Annotated in this window: 13 protein-coding genes and 1 pseudogene; 12 read left to right on the top strand and 2 right to left on the bottom strand. The window is 62.5% G+C overall.

Annotation, left to right across the window (positions count from 1 at the left end; all coding sequences use genetic code 11):
* Window positions 1-230: 230 nt before the first annotated feature.
* From ACW5XC_RS19420 to ACW5XC_RS19390, 7 genes are all read left to right on the top strand, one after another.
* On the top strand, window positions 231-737 hold the full coding sequence (locus tag ACW5XC_RS19420) for an NUDIX domain-containing protein (RefSeq protein ID WP_042053878.1): 507 nt from the start codon (window positions 231-233) through the stop codon (window positions 735-737).
* 132 nt (window positions 738-869) lie between these two features.
* Complete coding sequence (locus ACW5XC_RS19415) at window positions 870-3,032, top strand: AsmA family protein (protein WP_042053879.1); 2,163 nt, start codon at window positions 870-872, stop codon at window positions 3,030-3,032.
* Window positions 3,033-3,177: 145 nt separating this feature from the next.
* Window positions 3,178-4,560 carry an ATP-binding protein gene (locus tag ACW5XC_RS19410; protein WP_042053881.1) on the top strand — a complete coding sequence of 461 codons (1,383 nt, stop codon included), beginning with the start codon at window positions 3,178-3,180 and terminating at the stop codon, window positions 4,558-4,560.
* Window positions 4,557-5,204: a response regulator transcription factor gene (locus ACW5XC_RS19405; RefSeq protein WP_042053882.1), complete on the top strand. Its 648-nt coding sequence runs from the start codon at window positions 4,557-4,559 to the stop codon at window positions 5,202-5,204. The genes ACW5XC_RS19410 and ACW5XC_RS19405 overlap by 4 nt, the downstream gene beginning before the upstream one ends.
* A gap of 65 nt (window positions 5,205-5,269) precedes the next feature.
* Window positions 5,270-6,031 carry a DUF2861 family protein gene (locus tag ACW5XC_RS19400; RefSeq protein WP_236727568.1) on the top strand — a complete coding sequence of 254 codons (762 nt, stop codon included), beginning with the start codon at window positions 5,270-5,272 and terminating at the stop codon, window positions 6,029-6,031.
* Window positions 6,032-6,289: 258 nt separating this feature from the next.
* The gene (locus ACW5XC_RS19395) at window positions 6,290-8,488 is read left to right on the top strand and encodes a glycoside hydrolase (RefSeq protein ID WP_042053887.1); all 2,199 of its coding nucleotides are present in this window, start codon (window positions 6,290-6,292) and stop codon (window positions 8,486-8,488) included.
* 95 nt (window positions 8,489-8,583) lie between these two features.
* Entirely contained in the window at window positions 8,584-9,114 is a 531-nt protein-coding gene (locus ACW5XC_RS19390) for a GNAT family N-acetyltransferase (protein WP_042053892.1), read from the top strand.
* 88 nt (window positions 9,115-9,202) lie between these two features.
* Here ACW5XC_RS19390 and glnE read toward each other — a convergent pair whose 3' ends face one another.
* Together glnE and ACW5XC_RS19380 are read right to left on the bottom strand one after the other, a co-directional pair.
* Entirely contained in the window at window positions 9,203-12,076 is a 2,874-nt protein-coding gene (glnE, locus tag ACW5XC_RS19385) for a bifunctional [glutamate--ammonia ligase]-adenylyl-L-tyrosine phosphorylase/[glutamate--ammonia-ligase] adenylyltransferase (RefSeq protein ID WP_042053894.1), read from the bottom strand.
* Between the two features lie 205 nt (window positions 12,077-12,281).
* The gene (locus tag ACW5XC_RS19380) at window positions 12,282-13,532 is read right to left on the bottom strand and encodes a methyl-accepting chemotaxis protein (protein WP_005362726.1); all 1,251 of its coding nucleotides are present in this window, start codon (window positions 13,530-13,532) and stop codon (window positions 12,282-12,284) included.
* Between the two features lie 101 nt (window positions 13,533-13,633).
* Between ACW5XC_RS19380 and ACW5XC_RS19375 the strand changes: the two genes are divergently transcribed.
* The 5 genes and pseudogenes from ACW5XC_RS19375 (at window position 13,634) to hemE (ending at window position 20,900) form a co-directional block, all read left to right on the top strand.
* Window positions 13,634-14,386: a potassium channel family protein gene (locus ACW5XC_RS19375; protein WP_235695326.1), complete on the top strand. Its 753-nt coding sequence runs from the start codon at window positions 13,634-13,636 to the stop codon at window positions 14,384-14,386.
* 146 nt (window positions 14,387-14,532) lie between these two features.
* Window positions 14,533-15,138 (top strand): annotated as a pseudogene (locus tag ACW5XC_RS19370) (TIGR04211 family SH3 domain-containing protein).
* Between the two features lie 321 nt (window positions 15,139-15,459).
* The gene (gene putA, locus ACW5XC_RS19365; protein WP_042053897.1) at window positions 15,460-18,624 is read left to right on the top strand and encodes a bifunctional proline dehydrogenase/L-glutamate gamma-semialdehyde dehydrogenase PutA; all 3,165 of its coding nucleotides are present in this window, start codon (window positions 15,460-15,462) and stop codon (window positions 18,622-18,624) included.
* Window positions 18,625-18,870: 246 nt separating this feature from the next.
* Window positions 18,871-19,650, top strand: a complete 780-nt coding sequence (nudC, locus tag ACW5XC_RS19360) for an NAD(+) diphosphatase (protein ID WP_456516104.1) — start codon at window positions 18,871-18,873, stop codon at window positions 19,648-19,650.
* Between the two features lie 182 nt (window positions 19,651-19,832).
* Window positions 19,833-20,900 (top strand): uroporphyrinogen decarboxylase, encoded by a 1,068-nt coding sequence (hemE, locus tag ACW5XC_RS19355; RefSeq protein WP_042053899.1) that lies wholly within the window; start codon window positions 19,833-19,835, stop codon window positions 20,898-20,900.
* Window positions 20,901-20,939: the final 39 nt, after the last annotated feature.

Genomic DNA, 20,939 nt, shown 5'->3' with positions numbered 1-20,939 from the left:
CCGATGGTAGTGTGGCATTCGCCATGCGAGAGTAGGACACTGCCAGGCACCCAATTTAAGAACCCCGCTCATCGAGCGGGGTTTTTTATTGTCTGAAAATCAGCAAATCGCCTGATAATTGCCCCGTTTTATTCCCCTCCTCTTGAATTTCCAATCATCCCTGTCTGTTTCACTCATAAAAAATGGCCCAGAAAGCGTAAAATGGCGCTTTATTTCGTCGGAGATAGCCCATGTTTTGTCCAAAATGCGGGGGACAAACCTTGCAGAGCGTCAGCCCCAAAGAGTTTCGCTGTGGCTGCGGTTTTCATTTTTTCCAGAATGTGGCGACGGCGGTGATGGTGGCGCTTTGCTGGCAGGACGAGGTGCTGGTTGCGGTGAGGGCCGGCAATCCGGGCAAGGGGTTGCTGGATCTGCCTGGAGGATTTGTCGATCCCGGCGAGTCGCTGGAGGTGGCGCTGGTGCGCGAGTTGCAGGAGGAGCTGGGACTCGATGTCAGCGCTCATCCTTGCACCTATCTTGGCTCATTCCCCAATATCTATCCCTACGATGGCATCACCTATCACACCTGTGACACCTTCTTTGCCATCAAGCTGAGCGAAAAACCGGTCATCCAGCCAGCTGACGATGTCGCCGCCTGTCACTGGCTGAAGATCCGCGATATCCCCTTGCCCCGCTTTGCTTTCGAGTCGACGCGCACAGCTATGGCGCGGTTGCAGCAATCCCCTTTGCAAGCCTGATCCCTGCTGATGACGATGGGGATTGGCAGCGACCATCCCTGTCTCATCCTTGTCCGCTTTTGTCCCGCAGACGCCATTCGTCAGACGGTGAGTGGTATAGTCTGCAGTGGATCCGGATTCAAGGAGCATATCGTGAAGAAGATAGTTCTCATCTTGCTCGGCATCGCCGTGGCTGCCTTGCTGGCCATAGTGACGCTGATAAGCCTTATCGACCCCAATCAATTCAAGCCCCAGCTGGCTGAACAGGTGCGCAAGAGCACGGGCCGGGAACTGGTGATGGCGGGGGAGATTGACTGGCGTTTCTGGCCGAGTCTCGGCCTCTCGCTGGAGAAGGTGGCTCTGCGCAATCCGGCCGGTTTTGCCGAGCCGGATCTGATTCGTTTCGAACAGGGCGAGGCCTCGGTGGCCCTGTTGCCGCTGCTCTCACATCGTCTGGAGATCGGCAAGGTGACCCTGAGTGGCGCCCATCTCTTTATCCAGACCAAGGCGGATGGCAGCTCCAATCTGAGCGGTCTGATCAAAGATGCCACTGCTGATGCAAGCGAACCGGTCGTCCCCGCAACCCCTGCGCCAACCTCTGATAGCAAGCACTGGCAGATCAGCTTGCAGGGTGTCGCGCTCTCCCAGGCCAGTGCGCTTGTACAGGATGATCGCAGCGGCACGTCGCTGCGACTGGATCGACTCGATCTCGATATGGGGCAGCTGGCCACCGGTCAGTGGGTACCCGTGACGCTGGCCGCGAAGGGGAGTGCCGACAAGCTCGCTTTCGATATTAAAGGGCAGACCCAGATCAAGCTAGTGCAGGAGGTGATGGCCAGTGAACTGAAAGATCTGAGCCTCAGTGGCGGCCTGAGTGAACCCGCCCTGCGACTCGACAGTTTCTCCATCAAGGGAGACCGACTGGCCCTTGGTGAGTGGAGCAATCTCACGTTGGCGCTGAAAGGAGCCAAGGTCGAGGGGCAGCAAGCTTTACTGGCAGGTTCGCTGGAAGGAACGCTCAAGGGACGGCTCGATAAAGAGATGAAGCTGGCCGAGCTCTCCGATGTGCTGCTGACGGCTGCGCTGGAAGGTGGTGCGCTGCCGCGCCCGCAGATGAAGCTGAAACTGGCCGGGTTTGCCCGCGCCGAGCTCGACAAGCAGTTGATTACCCTGAGCAAGCTGGTGATGAGTGCCGATGAGGCGCTGCTGAGTGGTGATGGATCCGTGCAGCTTGGTACTGTTCCCGCGATCACTTTCGATCTCAAGGGGGAGAAGCTGGATCTCGACAAATGGCTCGCCAAAGCGACACCGACCACACCTGCGCAGGCGAAAGAGAGCAAACCGGCGGCCGGAGCCTCCAATGCCGCTACAAGTGGCAATAAAGCGGTAAGCGGTAAGAGCGAAGCCCTCTCCACTGTCGAACCGGATCTGGGCGCGCTCAAAGGGGTGGATCTGGATGGTCGGCTGCAACTCGGCAGCCTGCGTCTGAAAGGGCTGGATCTTGGCGCAGTCGATCTGCAGGTGGCTCTGGCTAAGGGACTGCTGACGCTCAAACAGTTCAGCGCGACCGTAGCTGGCGGTCAGGTAAACGCTAACGGAGTTCTCGATGCACGCCAGCAACCCGCCACCTACAAGGTGCACAAGCAGGTGGCCGGAGTGAACATCCGTCCCTTGCTTCAGACTCTGGCTCAGAGCGATCTGCTGGAGGGCAAGGGCGATCTCGATGTGCAGGTGCAGGGCCGTGGTCTCTCCGCGCTGGCGCTGCGCAACGGGATGCAGGGTAAGGTGACATTGAAGCTGAGTGACGGCGCCCTGCACGGCATCAACCTGCCGGAGATGATCCGCGAGGCGCGGGCCACCCTCACCGGCAAGGGAGCCGAGCAGGTGAAGGAGGCGCGCAAGACCGACTTCAGCGCCCTGACCGCCAGCTTCCTGATTGCCGATGGCATCGCCCGCAGCAACGACATCCAGCTCTTTGCCCCGGCCTTGCGGGTCAAGGGCGAGGGGCAGACGGCGCTGGTGCCGGAGAGCCTCGACTTCCTGTTCCTCACCTCCATCGTCGAGAGCAGCAAGGGGCAGGGAGGCAAGGACGTGGACGAGCTGAAGGAGATCTCCATTCCGGTGCGGATCGGCGGCCACTGGCAGGCGCTCAGCTACCAGCTCGACGTAAAGGCGCTGCTCAGCAACAACAAGCTGCTGGAGGAGAAGGCGCGCAAGGAGGCCGAACGCGGCCTCAAGAAGCTGCTGGGGGACAAGGCCGACAACGAGGCCGTCAAAGGGGTGGCCGACCAGCTGCTCAAAGGGCTGTTCAAGTAGGTGACGGTTCATATGGGCTGGCGCGAGCCGCGCCAATGCCGTTAGCGGTTGACCGGATGTCAGCGCCATTGAAAAATGGCGCTGACATTTTTTATGGCGCAGTGATCTGCTGTGTCTTCATTCGGAGTCATCTCGAGTTGAACCCATGCGCCTGATCCTGCTGCTCTGCTCCCTGATCTGCTACGGCATGGCTTCTCCCGTGCTGGCCGGGCTGCTGGCGGATCGTCTGGCGGGCGAGCTGGCCAGGCAGGCTCCCGAACAGGCGCTGCCTCTTGACGAGGTGCAGCGGCTCGACCGGCGCCTGATCGCTCCCGACTCCCTCTATCCCGCCTGGCAGCGTTATCAGCTGCGCCAGTTGCAGGCCATCTACCGCTATCAGCAGGAGTGCGGGACAGAGAATGACTTGCCCGCCGAGTGGCTGCCACTGCTGCAGGCGCTTTGCGGCCATGGGGCTGCCCCCTCGATCAGCTGGTTTGCCGCTCACCCAATCTATCCGTTGGGCGGCTCCAGCACTGCCCGCTGGCTGGCTGATCATCCGTCCGCCGGGCTCAACGCTTTGCTCCATGTGCGGGAGCGGCGCGATCAGTTGGGGCTGCTTGGCGAGCTTGATGATGACAACCTCGACGCCCTGCTGCGGGGTGAGCGCTGGCTGCTGCAATCGGGTCACCTCTGGCTGCTCGCAGAACAGCAGTGGCGTCGCTATGGCGCCGGGCAGTGGCAACCGCTGGCCGAGCGGCTTGGCGTGACGCTGGATAGCCGCACAGCTGGTACTTGTGAAGAGCGAGTCGGAGCGATCTGTTTCAATACTCGCCCCACGCTTGACTGGCAGTGGCTGGCGCTGGCCAGCTCCCTTGGTTTCATCTTGCTGCTGGGATGGGCCAGCTGGCAGCGCTGGCGCCTGCTGCGGGAGCGGCGCGTCGCGTTGCAGATGCTGACCCACGAGCTGCGTACCCCCATCATGGCGCTTTCCGGCATCAGCGAGGAGCTGCGCCACGATTTCGACCGGCTGCCCCCTTCCGCCCAGCAGAGCGTGGGGCAGCTGCTGGGCAGTGTCGCCCGTCTGCATCAACTGGCGCAGGCCAGTCGCCACTATCTGGCGGCAGAGACTCTCGAAGATGAGCGGGTGGCGGTCAGTCTCACTGAGTGGCTCACCCTGGCTTGCGAGCGGCATGGCGCTACCTTCTGCCTTGAGCGGGAGATGACTCTGGCGCTCCCCTTCTACTGGCTCGATCTCGCCCTCGACAACCTGCTGCGCAACGCCAGCCAACATGGCCGCGCACCAGTTCGGATCTGTGCCAGCTGGCAGGCGGGGCGTTTGATCCTCGCGGTCAGCGATGGCGGCGAGCTGCCGGGTTACCGGCTCGCTACCCTGCTGCGCCGCGGTGCCCGTGCCGAGGGTTTGGGGCTGGGGCTTGCCATCGTGCGCCATCTGCTGCGCCGTCTTGGTGGGCGCCTCACCCTATCCGGCCCGCCCACTACCTTTACCCTGACGCTGCCCTGCCAACTCTGGAGCGACCCCGAATCATGAAGACCATCCTGCTTGTCGAAGACGAGGCGCTGCTTGCGGAGAACCTGCAACGCTATCTGACCCGCGAAGGGTATCGCTGCCTCTGGTGCGACACCCTGACAGCGGCGGAGCAGCAGTGGCTGGCGGCGGATCTGGTGCTGCTGGATCGCACCATGCCGGAGGGGGATGCTCTCGAGTGGCTGCCCCAGTGGCTGGCGCGCAAGGCGCTGCCGGTGATCGTGCTCACCGCCAGGGTGGAGGTGAGCGATCGGGTGGCCGGGCTCGATGCAGGGGCGCGCGACTACCTGACCAAGCCCTTCTCCCACGATGAGTTGCTGGCGCGGATCCGGGCCCAGCTGCGTCAGCTGGGGGATGGCACTCAGGCGGTGGGCGGCTTGCAGCTCCACCCCGCCCGGATGCAGGCGAGCTGGCAGGATGCGGAGGTGAGCTTTACCCCCACCGAGTTTGCCCTGCTCACCCTGCTGGTGCGGATGGCGGGGCGGGTGCTGAGCCGGGAGGAGATCCTCAACCGGGTGTGGGGCTATCAGGCGTTCCCCTCCACCCGCACCGTCGATACCCATATTCTGCAGTTGCGCCAGAAGCTACCCGGACTGGCCATCGAGACGGTGCGCGGCATCGGCTACCGGCTGGAGGAGCCAGCGTGAAGCGTGCAACGCGGGCTGGACTGCTGTTGGCTCTAAGCGGCGGCCTTCTGAATGCAAGCAGCGTGATGGCAACAGAGGGTCTGGCCACCGATCGCACCGACCCGCTGCAACCGGCTACCTTGGCGCTGTTGCAGGGGGATAACCGGCACGCTTGGCAATCTTTGCAGCAGGCATGGCCCGCACTCAACAGCGATGCTGAGCGCCGCAACTGGCAGGGGATGCTGGCTGCGCTGAGTACCCAGCACTGCGGCAAGGATTTCCCGCTCACTCTGCCTGATGGGGTGAGCGAGCTGCGCCTTGAGCTGATCCAGCGCGATGCGCCGCTGCTGCGGGACTATCGGGTGCAGTTGACCGGCGAGGGGGCCATCGCCGCCGCGGAACTTGTCGATCTCGCTGGCCGTGACCGACTTGCTGGCGCCCAGTGGGAGGCGGAGGGGAGTAAGGGGGTGAGAGTCGTGGGGGCCGATCTACCGACGCCTTTGCCAGCCGGACTCTATCAGCTGCGGCTGACGGTGGCGGGCCAGCGTTGGCAGGTGACGTTACCGCTGCCTGCGGTGCAGGATCTGGACTGGCTCTCCCGCTCGCCGCTGGCGGTGGCCAATCCCCCCGCCAATCCCGCTTCGTGCACTCCGCTCTGGCTTGAGCAGACTGTGCTGGCTCGCCCGCAATATTCTCTGATCTGGTGGAACCGCCTGCCTCTCGATGGCAAGGTGGGTTGGCCTGCCGCCACGCCCGACAGCTGGCGCACCCTTTCGCTGGTGCAGACCAGCCAGCGTGGCCAGCTGGTGTTGCAGCTGAGCCACAGTCAGGCGGGGCCGGTGGAGTGATGCCAAGGGGTTGAGTCGTTGCAGGCAGCGATGGATGGCCAGCCTCGGGCAGAGATTGTTTCGCTGGTGCAATTACTGTGACATTTTACTGATGTTATTTGCAACAATTGCCCGGTGGATGGTGGTGGTTACTAAAGGTGAAATGGCTGTGAAGCCTCTCCGCCTCTGCTCTGGGCTTAATCCTGACATTGGCCTGACAATCTGAGCCCGCCGATCTGCTGCAATGGCGGCTCCCGTTTTTATCAGGAATCACCGACCATGACCTCTTTCCCCGTGCTAACGAGCCGGATCCGCCTGCTGCTGTTGATGCCGCTGCTCTCCCTGCCTGCCGAGGCGCTGACTCTGGCCAACGATCAGTGGCGTATCGAGCTGGATCCCGCCACTCTGGCGGCCGAAGCTATCCTACCCTCGGGCCAGCACCTTGCCATCTCTTCCCCCGGTCCGCACCAACCGGTCACCGCCTTGCAGCAGGAGGGGGAGCGTGCCAGCTGGCTGACTCGTGCCGATGGCGAGGTGCGAGCCTCTGCCCGTCTCGAGGGCAACCGTCTGATCCTCAGCTTGAGTCGTGCGAGTGCTGGCGAGCTGGTGTGGCCGCGAGTGCCGGCAGGGGCGCAGGCGCTGATGCTGCCGATCCACGAGGGTTTTCGCATCCCGGTTGATCATCCCGAGTGGCGCAAGGCGCTGGCGCAGGAGTATCAAGGGATCAATACCACCGAAAATCTCACCCTGCCGCTGGTCGGGCTGGATCACGGCGATCAGCAGCTGGCGATCCTCTTTGCCAACCCCTTCAACAACCGGCTCACTTTTACGCCGAGGAAAGATGGCATTGCCCTGACGGCGACCCATAGCGTCAATCGCCTCAATCTGGCCGACCCCTATGAGGTGGTTGTGACGCTGCAGCCGGGCAACGACTGGCTGGCGGCGGGCAAGGCCTATCGCAACTGGTTGCAGGAGCGGGGCGAGCTGGTCTCGCTCGAGAGCAAGCTGGCGGCAGTAAAGGATGGCAAGCGGCTGATTGGCGCCTCTCACCTCTACCTCTGGGGCGAGCGACTGCTGGTGCCACAGGATGTGAAGAGCTGGCCCGCGCTGCGCCGCCTGATCCCTGCCAACTGGCTCAAGGGGGAGAGTAAAAGTGCGCTGCAAGCACCCGATCTTGAGCGCAACCGCTACCTGCAAAATCTGGTGCTGACCGGAGTTGAGCAGGCGCTGGCGCTGCGCCATCCGGGTCAGCAACCGGCCGATTTCGCCGCCCGGCGCACGCTGGCTGCCACGCAACTGGGGGCTGCGATCAACGAGCCACAGAGTTGGGGTGATGGCAGCTCGGCCAAGATGATCGCCGCTCTCAAGCAGGCTGGACTACCCAAACTCTGGCTGGGTCTGCCCCAGTGGACCGCCGGTTTTGCTGCGCCAGAGGGGATTGAACTTGCCAAAGCGGCGGGCTATCTCATCGCCCCTTACGACTCTTACGATACGGCGCTGCCGGAGGGGAATCGCCAGCAGAGATGGCTCACCGCCCAGATGGGGCAGGATAGCTACCTGCGCTGCGGCATCATGCAGGAGAACGGACGGCGCAAGAGCGGCTTTCAAAACAGCGGCGTCTACACCAATCAGGCCTGCGTGCGTCCGGTGATGGAGCAGCGCGTACCCTGGTTGCAGCAGGCAAGCCACTACAACAGCTGGTTCCTCGATGTGGCGGCAACCGGCATGGTGTTTGACGACTTCGACCCGGCCAAGCCGACCAGTCAGGCGCAGGATGCGCAAAACCGGATGGCCGGGATGGCGTGGATTGCCAAGAGTCAGGGGGTGCTGGTGGGCTCCGAGGAGGGCGGCGCGGTAGCCAACCGCACCGCGGCCTTTGCCCACGGCCCCCAGACCAGCGGCTTTGGTTGGCAGGATCCCGATATGCGCCGCAACAAGCGCTCTCCCTACTATCTGGGAGCCTGGTATCCCGACTATCAGCCCGCGTTCTTCTTTCGCCAGAGCCACCTCAAGCCCGGGTATCAGGGGCTTTACTTCGATCCGGCGCTGCGGTTGCCGCTGTTCCAGAGCGTCTTTCACGACAGCATAGTGACCACCCACCACTGGACGATGGACAGCCTCAAATTCAGGGAGAGCCGTCAGGTGACGGAACTGTTGCAGCAGCTCTACAACGTGCCGCCGCTGCTCAACCTCAGTCTGGATAGCGCCAGCGCGCGCATTCCCTACCTCAAGGGGCTCGATACCTTCTTCCGCCCACTGCATGAGCGGCTCTACAACCAGCCCCTCACCGGTTTTCGCTGGCTCGATAAACGAGGTGTGGTGCAGCAGAGCGAGTTTGCCGATGGCACTCGACTGATTGCCAACTTCGGCCCGGCCACCGAGCTGGCAGGGATCAAACTGGCCGCTCAAAGTGTGCTGGCGCTACTGCCCGATGGCAGCCAGCAGCAGTTTGTTTCGCAACCGGATGGCGCCCGCTAATCGGGTGTTCTGGCTTTTATTTCATCAGCGGATGCTGTGGCAGAACTTTTCATGTATAGATGAACGTTCTGCAAAATAGATGAGAGGTAGTTCTAATGATTGAGAGTGACGTGATTAGAGAGGTAAACCATCCGGCGTGGCCGCTGGTCTGGCAGATCTATGGCGAGAGTTTTCCCCGCTACGAGCAGCGCCAGTCACAGCATCAGCCCCAGAAGATGCGGGATCCTCGCTATCACTGCCAAATCTTTTATCAGGACGGCCTGCTGCTCGGTTTTATCTTCTGGTGGGCGTGTGGCGAGCAGATCTATATCGAACATCTGGCTATCAATCCGGTGCTGCGCGGCCGCAACTACGGCAGCCGCCTGCTGGCCGAATTTTGCGAGCGGGCAGGCAAAACCGTCATTCTCGAGATCGATCCGCCAGAGGATGAGATTGCCATTCGCCGTCTGCGCTTCTATCAGGGGCTGGGTTTTTGTCTCAACGACTATGCCCATGTCCACCCACCCTATCATCCTGATTATCAAGGACATGCGCTGAGGGTGTTGAGCTATCCGGGGCTCCTTGAGGAAGAGGCCTATCAGCGTTTCAACCAGATGCTGGTGGAGACGGTGATGGAGCACGGCTGAGCAACCGTAAGGATGCTGATTTGCCGATAAGAGAGGGGCCCGACTGAAGCAATTCAGGCGGGCCCTTTTTCATTGCCGCTGGCGGGAATCACTCCCCCAGCAGCTTGTGCCAGACGGCGAGCACATGGCTGCGCTCACTCTGCAGCTGATCGTCGCTCACCTTGCGGGAGATCTCCGAGAGGTTGAGGCGATGGCCGAGGTTGCGGATCTCCAGATAGGCCTGCTTCAGCCCCTCCGCCTGCTCCAGCGTCAGCACCCCTGCCATCACGCACTCATCGAAGATGCGCACGTTATCGGACCAGCGGGTGAGGGCATCGGGCTCACCGCAGGCGTGGGCCAGCACCAGATACTGGGCGATAAACTCGATATCCACCATGCCGCCGGGGGACTGCTTGAGGTCGAACTCGCCGGCACCGGCTTTGAGCAGGTGATCCCGCATCTTCTGGCGCATCTCGCGCACATCGCGGGCCAAGGTCGGCAGCTCCCGCTCCTTGGCCAGCACATCGCGGCGGATACGGGAAAATTCGGCAACGATGGCGTCATCGCCATAGATGGTGCGAGCCCGCACCAGCGCCTGATGTTCCCAGGTCCACGCCTCGTTTTGCTGATACTGCTCATAGGCCGACAGCGACGAGACCAGCAGGCCGGAGTCGCCGGAGGGGCGCAGCCGCATATCGATCTCGTAGAGGATCCCGGACGGGGTACGGGTGCTGAACAGGTGCAGGATCCGCTGCGCCAGGCGCAGGTAGAACTGACGGCTGTCGATGGGTTTACGCCCGTCGGTGTAGCTGTTGGGGTCACCGCCGTGCAGGAACACCAGATCGAGATCCGAGCCGTAGCCGAGCTCGATGCCGCCCAGCTTGCCGTAGGCCACCACCGCAAAACCGCGCTGGCCGCTTAACGCCACCTCGGGCGGCACCCCGTAGCGTTCGCTCATCTGGGCCCAGGCCTGATTGACCACCTCCTCGGTGATCGCCTCCGCCAGCCAGGTTAAGTGGTCGCTCACCTTCATCAGCGGCAGGGCGCCAGCGATATCTGCCGCCACGATGCGCAGCAGCTGCACCTGCTTGAACTGGCGCAGTGCCTCCATCTGCTGCTCCACGTCCTCTTCGGGGATGCGCAGCAGGAACTGGCGCAGCTGGGGCTTGTACTGGTCGAGCGGGGTGGGGTGGTAGAGGTGCTGGGGATCGAGCAGCTCATCCAGCAGGATGGGGTAGCGGGCCAGCTGTTCGCTCACCAGATGGCTGGCGTCGCACAGCCGCACCAGCTGGCGCAGGGCGCCCGGGTTTTCCGCCAGCAGTTGCAGATAGGCGCTGCGGGTGAAGATACGGGTCAGCAACTCGCACACCCGCTCGAACAGGCGGGCGGGTTGCTCGCTGGCGACCACCAGTCGCAGCAGCTCTGGCATCAGCCAGTCCAGTGCGATGCGCCCCTGCGGCCCTACCTGACGGCGCTTGTACTCCTCCTTGAAGCGCAGCAGCGCAGCGCAGAGCGGGGCGGGCTCGGCCACCCCCTGCGCGGTCAGCAATTTTTCCAGCTCGGCGGCATCGAGCTCGGTGCGCCAGAGATCGAGCCAGAGCTGCTCCAGATGGGCGGGTGCCTCTTTCTCTTCCCCCACCACGGCGGCGAACTCCTGATGGACGGCCGCCATCTCCTCATCGAGATGAGCCATAAAGGCGCCCCAGTCAGCAAAGCCGAGGGCAGCGATCAGCCGCTGGCGATCCCGCTCTTCGGTGGGCAGGGTTTGGGTCTGCTGATCGCCGATCTCCTGCAATATGTTCTCGACCCGGCGCAGGAAGCGATAGGCATCCAGCAAGCGGTCGCAATGGGCAGATTCGAGGGCGCCACATTGGGCGATGGCGGCCAGCGCCTCCGGCAGGTGACGCACCCGCAGTGCCGGTTCACGGCCGCCGCGAATAAGTTGCAGCGCCTGGGCGATAAACTCCACTTCGCGAATGCCGCCAGCCCCCAGCTTGATGTTGCCCTCCAGCCCCTTGCGGCGCACCTCGGCGGCGATCATCGCCTTCATCTGACGCAGGCCGTCGATAACGCCAAAGTCGATATAGCGGCGAAACACGAAGGGGCGAAGCATCTCGGCCAGCTCCACCGCGTGCTCGCACTGGGGGCCCAGTATCCGCGCCTTGACCATGGCGTAGCGCTCCCAGTTGCGGCCGTGGTGCTGGTAGTAATCCTCCATGGCGGCAAACGAGATGGCGAGCGGCCCTGCGTCGCCAAAGGGGCGCAGTCGCATATCGACCCGGAACACCTGACCATCCTGGGTGGGCTGGTGGAGGGCGTTGATGATGCGCTGGCCGAGCTTGATAAAGAACTGCTGGTTGGCCAGCTCGCGCCGCCCGCCAACCGTGTAGCCGTTCTCGGGGAAGGTGAAGATAAGGTCGATATCCGAGGAGAAGTTCAGCTCGCCACCACCGAGCTTGCCCATACCGAGAATGAGCAGCGGCTGCGGGTTACCGTTGCCGTCCATCGGGGTACCCAGCTCGCCGCACTGTTTGGCGTAGAGCCAGTCGCGAGCAGAGCAGATCAGGGCATCCGCCAGTTTGGTGAGGTGGCTAAAGCTCTCTTCCACCGCCGCATGGCCCAGCAGCTCGCGCCAGGCGATCACCAGCATGCGGCTGCGGCGGAACTGGCGTAGGATGCGCTTGAGCGCCTCTTCATCGCTTACCTCGGCGAGCAGGGCGGTCAGATCGTGCTGGTAAGCGGGCCAGCGTTCGGTTCGTTCGAGATCACCGGAGGCGAGCAGCTCGGTCAGCAACGCCGGCTGTTTGAAGAGAGAGTCGGCGACAAAATCGGAGAGGCCAAGCAGGGTCAGCAGGGGCTGGCTAACCGGCTCGGGCAGCGAGCCATAGTCGGGGGCCAGTTCGACCAGCCGCTGCCATTGGCGTTCGGCCTGTTCTTGCAGCAGGGGGGAGAAGGCGGAGAAAGAGAGAGAGTGCTGGGCCACGGTTGCCGTCCTTGTGGTTCACGACAGCTGGTTAACGACACGGGGTTAACAACGCTGCCGGTTCAAAATGGTGGTTGCCAATCTAGCACTGTCAGGCCCCCGCGTCACAGCGCAGGGGCGAGAAGCATGATCCGGCAAGGAAAATGGGTTGCTGGTGGGGATATGAAGAAAGGCCCCGCAGGGCCTTTCTGTCTATTCGCTGTGGTCAGGCGAGCTTGAAGGACTGGATCTGGCTGTCGAGCTCCTTGCTGTGCTGCTCGACCAGTTCGGAGGCCTCTTGCAGTTCGCGCAGCACAACGACGGAGCCTTCGGCGATCTGTTTGACCTGTTCCAGATTACCGCGCATCTCTTCGGCGACCGAGCTCTGCTGCTCGGAGGCGGCGGCGATGTGGCGGTTCATGTCGGCGACACCCTGTACCCGCTGCACTATGGTGGCGAGCTGGGTACCGGCCTGGGTCACCTGTTCCACCCCCTTGTCGGCCTGCTGTACGCTTTGGGCCATCAGCTCGCCAGCCTGATGGGCATTGCCCTGCAGCTGTTCGATCATCTTCTGGATCTCGACGGTGGCGGCCTGAGCCCGGTTGGCCAGCTCGCGCACTTCGGAGGCCACCACGGCAAAGCCACGACCCGCTTCACCGGCGCGAGCCGCTTCGATGGCCGCGTTAAGTGCCAGCAGGTTGGTCTGTTCCGAGATGCCGCGAATGGTGTCGACCACAGAGCCAATGCGCTCGACCCCCTGCTCCACCTCGTTGACCACGGTGGCGGAGCGCTGGATGTTGCCGGAGAGGGTGTCTATGGTGCTGACGGTGTCGGCGACGCAGCGGCTCCCCTCTTCCGCCAGCTGGCTGGTTTCGGCGGTGGCGTGAGAGGCCTGATCCGCATGGGCGGCCACTTCGCGAATGGCGCCGACCATCTGGCTCATGGCGCTGGCCAGCTGTTCGATCTGGGTGAACTCTTCGTTGATCGCTTCGTTGGCCTCTTCCATGCAAAGGGTCACCTGGGAGGCGATGTCGTTGAGCTCCTTGCAGGCGGCACGCTGGTTGCCAAACACCTCTTTGAGGTTCTCCTGCGAGTGGGAGACCGCCTTGGCGATGTCACCGAATTCGTCACGAGACTTGAGCAGTACCTTGTGGCTGAGGTCCCGCTTGGCGAAGCGCTCCAGCAGGCCCACCAGATAATGCACCTGCTTGACCATCAGGCGGGAGCCGGTGAGCAGCAGGATCACGAACAGCAGCCCCATGATGGCGGTCTCCATCAGGCCGGTCCAGAGCAGGCGATTGGAGATCGCATCCGCCTTGGCGGGATCGAGCCCTTCGCTGAGCAGGGTCGCTTCCAGATTGTTGGCGTCAAACCAGAGTTTTGTCAGTAGCAGGAGGGTACTGAACACCATCAGCAGCACCACTTTGGGTACCAACCGGATGTTGCTCATTCTTTTCTCCAGCAGGTTCAGCTGCATTGTCATTCTCCTTTTAAAAGCCGTTTTTTCCTTTGCCCTCAGGACTATCGGCATTATCTTCTCTTTTATTAATTTGCACTGTGCTTAAAGTTGGAAAATGTATGCGACATCACTTAACTCATCTGCGGGCGATGGATCTGCTGATGGCATTTCTGTCGATTATCTCGGTTGTGCTGGTGACGGCCCGCTGGTGGGGCCATGAGAGCCTGACACCACAGACTCTGCAGCTCTTCTATGACCTCGACAGTCTGATCTGCTACTTCTTCCTCGCGCACTTTGCTTATGGCTGGATCCGGTCCTCCGATCGCAAGGCCTATTTCAAGGCCAACTGGATCTATCTGCCGGGTAGCCTGCCGATGGCGGAGCAACTGCGCTGGGCGCGGTTGATCCAGCTGTGGCGGGTCTATCAGCTGTTCAAGGAGCACCCGGATCTCTGGGCCATGTTCCGTCGCGAGCGCAACGAGACCACTCTTTCCGGCATCCTGTTCCTCTTCTTCCTGCTGCTGGGGGTGGGTTCCGGCGTCATGTACTGGATTGAGTCAGGCCAGCCCGGCAGCCAGATTGAGACACCCTATGACGCGTTCTGGTGGACGCTGGTGACCCTCTCGACAGTGGGTTACGGCGATCTGGTGCCCAAGACCGAGGAGGGGCGGTTTGTCGCCAGTCTGCTGATCCTGTTCGGGGTCGGTCTGTTCGGTGCCATCAGCGGTTTCATGGCCAGCCTGTTTTTGCAGCCCAACAAGGGGGATGGCGAGACCGACAAGTGGCGTCATCACTACAACAACCAGCAAGAGGAGCTGCTGCGGGAGATCCGCGCCCTGCGCAGCGAGGTGCAGGAGCTGAAAAACAAGTGAGGCCGCGGACGGGCAAGTTGCGAGGTGACTCGCAACTCTGCGTGTATTATCCCGGGGGAGGTGCTTTTTCTTTGCTTGTCCTTTAACCTGCTGGCGGCTTAACATTCAACCTCTTGTCCAAACCTGAAAAAGAGAACCGATCGACCATGCGCGCCCTTCTCGGGATTTTGATCTGCTTGTGTGCCCAACAGGCACTGGCCGATACCCGTTATGTTTCAGACAACATCTTTACCTATATCCACAATGGCCCGGGTACCCAGTACCGGATCCTTGGCAGCGTCAAGGCTGGTGAACCGCTGGAGGTGAAGGCGGTGAACGGCGAGGCCGGTTTCACTCAGGTGGTGGACGGTCGCGGCCGTGATGGATGGATCAAAAGCAGCGAACTGCAGAGCCAGATCAGCCTGCGCGAGCAGCTGCCGCAGGTAGAAAAGGAGCGTGACGAGCTCAAGGCCCGCCTGCAAAACCTCAACGGCGACAACGAGAAACGCTTCGCCGAGAAGGATGGCCAGATCGCTGCCCAGAGCAAGGAGATCGCCGCTCTCAAGGCCCAGCTGGTCAGTCAGGGTGAGGAGATGAGCAATCTCAAAGAGCAGAATGATGCCCTGACCCAAAGCTACGACAACTAGGAGCACGACATGCAAATGGACTGGTTTATCCGTGGTGGTGCCATGGTGGGGGCCGGTATTCTGCTTGGCATCCTGCTGCCCATGCTGCCCCGTCGTCGCAGCCGCGGCGATCGCTGGATGAACTGACAGCATCTGGCTGAATGAATTGCTGAGAAGGGTCGCCGTGGCGGCCCTTCTTTTTTTGGGTTTTGGGGCGTATTGGGCGGAATGCGTGGCTGCTTTGCGATAGAGTGGCGGCAGATCGTATACAAAATGAAGTCAGATGACCCTCACGCTTGCTGGCGTATTGGCTTCAAAAGGGAATTCATGGGGTGAATGAGCGATCTTTGTTAAAGAGTGGCAACAAATTCATTTCATATAGGGTGCAACATTGTATACATTATCGGCGTTTCGGCGGCGCGTCCGCCTTTGTCGATATCAGCCCTAGGGCGTACAGGAAGACCCCATATGTTCAAAGCTACTCAAGTGCTTGCCGCTGACTATATCCCCTCTGATCTGGCCGCCCTGCGCGAAGCCATCACCCAGAACTACGTGGTGGATGAAAATGCCTATCTGGCCGAACTGTCGGCCATGCTGCCGGGGGATGGCGCCTCGCTGGAGCAGGTGACCCAGCGTGCCCGTACTCTGGTGACCAAGGTGCGCAAGGAGAGCGGCTCCGGTGACGGTATCGACGCCTTCCTGCAGGAGTACAGTCTCGATACCCAGGAGGGGATCATCCTGATGTGTCTGGCCGAGGCGCTGCTGCGCATTCCCGATGCCGAGACCGCCGATGCCCTGATCAAGGACAAGCTCTCCGGCGCCAACTGGTCCTCCCATTTCCGCAAGAGCGACTCCACCCTGGTCAACGCCTCCACCTGGGGGCTGATGCTGACCGGCAAGATCATCAAGCTCGACAAGAAGCTCGACGGCAACCCGGCCAACCTGCTGGGGCGGATGGTCAACAAGCTGGGGGAGCCGGTGGTGCGCTCCGCCATGTACGCCGCCATGAAGATCATGGGCAAGCAGTTCGTGCTGGGGCGCGACATGAAGGAGGCACTCAAGGCGAGCCGCAAATCCCGCGAGCTGGGTTACACCCACACCTACGACATGCTGGGTGAGTCGGCGCTGACCATGCAGGATGCCGACAAGTATCTGACCGATTACCGCAACGCCATCGAGGCGGTGGGCAACGAGCGGATCAGCGACGGCGGCCCGGCCCCCTCCATCTCCATCAAGCTCTCGGCGCTTCATCCGCGCTATGACGTGGCCAACCGCGAACGGGTGCTCGGCGAGATGTGCGAGCGGCTGGTGGGGTTGGTGCGGCTGGCCCGCGACAAGGATGTGGCCATCAGCATCGATGCCGAGGAGATGGACCGCCTCGAGCTGTCACTGGACTTGTTCGAGCAGCTCTACCGCTCCGATGCCAACCGCGGCTGGGGCAAGCTCGGCATGGTGGTGCAGGCTTACTCCAAGCGCGCGCTGCCGGTACTCTGCTGGCTTACCGCACTGGCCCGCGAGCAGGGTGACCTCATTCCGGTTCGCTTGGTAAAAGGCGCCTACTGGGACAGCGAACTGAAATATGCCCAGCAGGCGGGCTTGCCCGGCTACCCGCTATTTACCCGCAAGGCGGGCACCGATATCTCCTATCTCGCCTGCGCCCGCTACCTGCTGAGCGAGCCGACTCGCGGCTTTATCGCCCCCCAGTTTGCCACCCACAATGCCAATACCGTGGTCAGCATTCTGGAGATGGCCGGTGATCGCCAGTTTGAATTCCAGCGTCTGCACGGCATGGGGGAGGAGCTGCACAACGCCGTGCTGAACGACAATCCCGGTCTGCACTGCCGCATCTATGCGCCGGTCGGCGCCCACAAGGATCTGCTGCCCTATCTGGTGCGCCGCCTGCTGGAGAACGGGGCCAACACCTCCTTCGTTCACAAGCTGGTGGACCCCAACACCCCGGTGGATTCGCTGGCCGAGCATCCGCTGCGCACCCTCAAGCGCTACTCCGGCTTTGCCAACGACCGGATTCCGCAGCCGGTGAACCTCTTCACCGACCGCAAGAACTCCAGTGGCGTCAACATGAACATCCTCTCCATCCAGCGCCCCTTCTTCGCCCGCCTGAAAGAGCTGGAGAGCAAGCAGTGGCTGGCGGGCCCCATCGTCGATGGCGAGACCCTCAAACGCAGCGAGGCACGCACCGTGCTGAGCCCGCAGGATGTGAGTCTCACCGTCGGCAAGATCCACTGGGCCGACGAGCAGGCGGTGGAGCAGGCCTTGGCATCCGCCCACGCTGCCTTCCCGCGCTGGCGTGACACCCCGGTAAGCGAGCGTGCTGCCGCGCTGGAGAAGCTGGCGGATCTGCTGGAAGCGAACCGCGAGCAGTTTGTCTCCCTCTGTACCCGCGAGGCGGGCAAGCTGCTGCAAGATGGCATCGACGAGGTGCGTGAAGCGGTGGATTTCTGCCGCTACTACGCGGTGCAGGCCCGCAGCCTGATGGGACAGGCGACCCTGCTGCCCGGTTACACCGGCGAGCAGAACGAGCTGTTCCTGCAGGGGCGCGGGGTGTTTGTCTGCATCAGCCCGTGGAACTTCCCGCTGGCGATTTTCCTCGGCCAGGTCGCTGCTGCGCTGGCCACCGGCAACACCGTTATCGCCAAACCGGCGGAGCAGACCGGCCTTATCGCCCATCTGGCGGTGACGCTGGCCCATCAGGCCGGTATTCCGGGCGACGTGCTGCAACTGCTGCCCGGTGACGGTGCCACCGTCGGTGCCAAGTTGACAGCCGATCCGCGCATCGGCGGCGTCTGCTTCACCGGCTCCACCGAGACTGCCAAGCTCATCAACATGACCCTGGCCCAGCGCGATGGCGCCATCCTGCCACTCATCGCCGAGACCGGCGGTCAGAACGCCATGATCGTCGACTCTACTGCCCTGCCGGAGCAGGTGGTGCGCGACGTGGTGAGCGCCGCCTTCCAGAGCGCCGGTCAGCGCTGCTCGGCCCTGCGGGTGCTCTACCTGCAGGAGGAGATCGCCGAGCGGGTGCTGGAGATCCTCACCGGCGCCATGCAGGAGCTCAAAGTGGGCAACCCGGCCGAGCACAACACTGACGTCGGCCCGGTCATCGATGCCGATGCCAAGGCCGGTCTCGATGCTCACCTCGCCTACATGATGTCGCGCGCTCGCCTGATTGCGCAGGCGCCGATGCCCGCTGCGACCATGGAGGGACACTTCGTCCAGCCGACCGCGTTGGAGATTGGCTCCATCCGCGAGCTGGCCAAGGAACAGTTCGGCCCCATCCTGCACGTAGTGCGCTACGCCACCCGGGATCTGGACAAGGTGATCAGCGACATCAACGGCACCGGTTATGGCCTCACGCTCGGGATCCACAGCCGCAATGAATCCCACGCGGAGGAGCTGGCGAGCCGCATCAACGTGGGCAACGTCTACATCAACCGCAACCAGATCGGCGCCATGGTCGGGGTGCAGCCATTCGGCGGCCAAGGGCTCTCCGGCACCGGCCCCAAGGCGGGCGGCCCGCACTACCTGAGCCGTTTCGTCACTGAAAAGACCCGCACCATCAACACTACGGCTGTGGGTGGCAACGCCACCCTGCTGGCGATGGGCGATGCCTGATCCGCGTCGATAGAGGCTGGATACGGGATGCCGGATAACAGCGGGCCGCCTTCGGGCGGCCTCTTTATTTGCACCATCCGTTTTTTACGAATGGAACAATCGGCCTCGGCGGGGTCGTCAGCGACCCGTGCTGGTCGTAAGATGGGAGCCATTCGCGCGGCGTTTGCCCTTTGCTCGGCCAGCCGTGGTCAGGGTTCTGTTTAACTGGACTTTGTGTAATTGGACTTAAGTGAGAGTGGTCATCTGATGTCATTAACTGAACAAGCCCGCTGGTTCGTGCTGGGGGGCGATCATCTGGTACTGCTCGATCAGCAAGGTCAGGTGCCACAGGGCAGTAAAGCGTGTCTGCCCGCAGCGCTGGCTGACGCCCCTTTCGAGCATTTCGACGAGTGGCAGGGACTGCCCTGTTATCTGCTGGATCTGGGGGACGAGGCCGACACGAGCGCCATGAGCCCTCTGCGCCAGCTGATGGTGGCGGGGGACGAAGAGGGCTTTCGTCTCGCGGGCCGCGCCTGGCAGCTCGCCACCTTCCGCCCCCCCCCCCCTGTGAGGGGTGAGTGCGGCGCCCCCCAGACCCCCCAGGCAGGGGCGGGGGCGCAGGTGTGCCACCATGGCCACACGGCCTATCCGCGCATCTCCCCCTGCATTATCGTGGCGGTGCGCAAGGGGCCGGAGATCCTCTTGGCGGCCCATCGCCGTCACTATCAGGCGGATGATCCCATGTATACCGTGCTGGCCGGGTTTGTGGAGGTGGGGGAGAACCTCGAGCAGTGCGTGGCACGGGAGGTGTTCGAGGAGAGCGGCATCCGGGTGCGCAATGTGCGCTATGTGGCGAGCCAGCCCTGGCCATTCCCCCACAGCCTGATGATGGGCTTTACCGCCGACTACGAGAGCGGCGAGATCCGGGTGCAGGATGACGAACTGGTGGCCGCCGCTTTCTTTGCTGCTGACCGCTTGCCGCGTTTGCCGCCCCACGGCACCATCGCCCGGCGGCTGATCGAGTGTTCGCTGGCGGGCGAGGGGTAACGAGGCGCTTATCTTTTCGCCAATCTTTTTGCACTTCTTGTTACAAGCGGGGCGGTCAGGTTTGCGCCCCTTCACATCTTTGCAACCGCGCGCCCATTTGCCACGTTTTGGGCAGTCCGCTCCGGTGGGCAAAGTGGTATTATGGCCGCCATTTTATGCATGATACGAACTCGGGAACTGGGATGAAAGAGCTGAAGAACGATCGATACCTGCGCGCTTTGCTGCGTCAGGATGTGGACATGACCCCGGTATGGATGATGCGCCAGGCTGGCCGTTATCTGCCGGAATACAAGGCGACTCGCGCCCAGGCGGGGGATTTCATGTCCCTGTGCCGCAATGCCGAGCTGGCCTGTGAAGTCACCCTGCAGCCGCTGCGCCGCTACCCGCTCGATGCCGCCATCCTCTTCTCCGACATCCTGACCGTGCCCGATGCCATGGGGCTGGGTCTCTACTTCGAGCAGGGTGAAGGCCCGCGCTTCGAGCGCCCGATCACCTCCATGGCCGACGTGCAGGCGCTGCCCATTCCGGATCCGGAAGATGAGCTGGGCTACGTGATGAACGCGGTGCGCACCATCCGCCGCGAGCTGAAGGGCGAAGTGCCGCTCATCGGTTTCTCCGGCAGCCCATGGACCCTGGCCACCTACATGGTGGAGGGGGGCAGCTCCAAGGCGTTCACCAAGATCAAGCAGATGATGTACGCAGAGCCGCAAACCCTGCACCTGCTGCTCGACAAGCTGGCCGACAGCGTGATTGCCTACCTCAACGCCCAGATCAAGGCGGGTGCGCAGGCGGTCATGGTGTTCGACACCTGGGGCGGCGTGCTCACCCCGCGCGATTACCGCGACTTCTCCCTGCAGTACATGCACAAGATTGTCGATGGCCTGATCCGCGAGCACGACGGTCGCCGCGTGCCGGTCACCCTGTTTACCAAGAACGGCGGCCAGTGGCTGGAGCAGATCGCCGCCACCGGTTGCGATGCGCTGGGTCTGGACTGGACCACCGACATCGCCGACGCCAAGCGCCGGGTCGGCGGCAAGGTGGCGCTGCAGGGCAACATGGATCCCTCCATGCTCTACGCTACTCCGGCTCGCATCCGTGAAGAGGTCGCCTCCATTCTGGCCGGTTTCGGCCATGGCAATGGCCACGTCTTCAACCTCGGCCACGGCATCCATCAGGATGTGAACCCGGAACACGCCGGCGTGTTCGTCAACGCGGTACACGAGCTCTCCGCCCAGTACCACGGCCGCTAAGGCCGGGGCGAGAGAAGAAGAGTTTGTTTGATATTCGGG

It is taken from the genome of Aeromonas sp. 25-AL00135 (assembly GCF_054052385.1).
The sequence above is the reverse complement of the archived record's forward strand: the minus strand, read 5'-3'. Positions and strand labels throughout refer to the sequence as shown.

What these genes read in the sequence shown, in the direction of transcription:
- ACW5XC_RS19410 (WP_042053881.1), top strand. Translation starts at nt 3,178, where the DNA reads ATGCGCCTGATCCTGCTGCTCTGCTCCCTGATCTGCTACGGCATGGCT.
- ACW5XC_RS19405 (WP_042053882.1), top strand. Translation starts at nt 4,557, where the DNA reads ATGAAGACCATCCTGCTTGTCGAAGACGAGGCGCTGCTTGCGGAGAAC.
- ACW5XC_RS19375 (WP_235695326.1), top strand. Translation starts at nt 13,634, where the DNA reads ATGCGACATCACTTAACTCATCTGCGGGCGATGGATCTGCTGATGGCA.
- ACW5XC_RS19390 (WP_042053892.1), top strand. Translation starts at nt 8,584, where the DNA reads ATGATTGAGAGTGACGTGATTAGAGAGGTAAACCATCCGGCGTGGCCG.
- ACW5XC_RS19395 (WP_042053887.1), top strand. Translation starts at nt 6,290, where the DNA reads ATGACCTCTTTCCCCGTGCTAACGAGCCGGATCCGCCTGCTGCTGTTG.
- ACW5XC_RS19400 (WP_236727568.1), top strand. Translation starts at nt 5,270, where the DNA reads ATGGCAACAGAGGGTCTGGCCACCGATCGCACCGACCCGCTGCAACCG.
- ACW5XC_RS19420 (WP_042053878.1), top strand. Translation starts at nt 231, where the DNA reads ATGTTTTGTCCAAAATGCGGGGGACAAACCTTGCAGAGCGTCAGCCCC.
- ACW5XC_RS19380 (WP_005362726.1), bottom strand. Translation starts at nt 13,532, where the DNA reads ATGCAGCTGAACCTGCTGGAGAAAAGAATGAGCAACATCCGGTTGGTA.
- nudC (WP_456516104.1), top strand. Translation starts at nt 18,871, where the DNA reads ATGTCATTAACTGAACAAGCCCGCTGGTTCGTGCTGGGGGGCGATCAT.
- hemE (WP_042053899.1), top strand. Translation starts at nt 19,833, where the DNA reads ATGAAAGAGCTGAAGAACGATCGATACCTGCGCGCTTTGCTGCGTCAG.
- putA (WP_042053897.1), top strand. Translation starts at nt 15,460, where the DNA reads ATGTTCAAAGCTACTCAAGTGCTTGCCGCTGACTATATCCCCTCTGAT.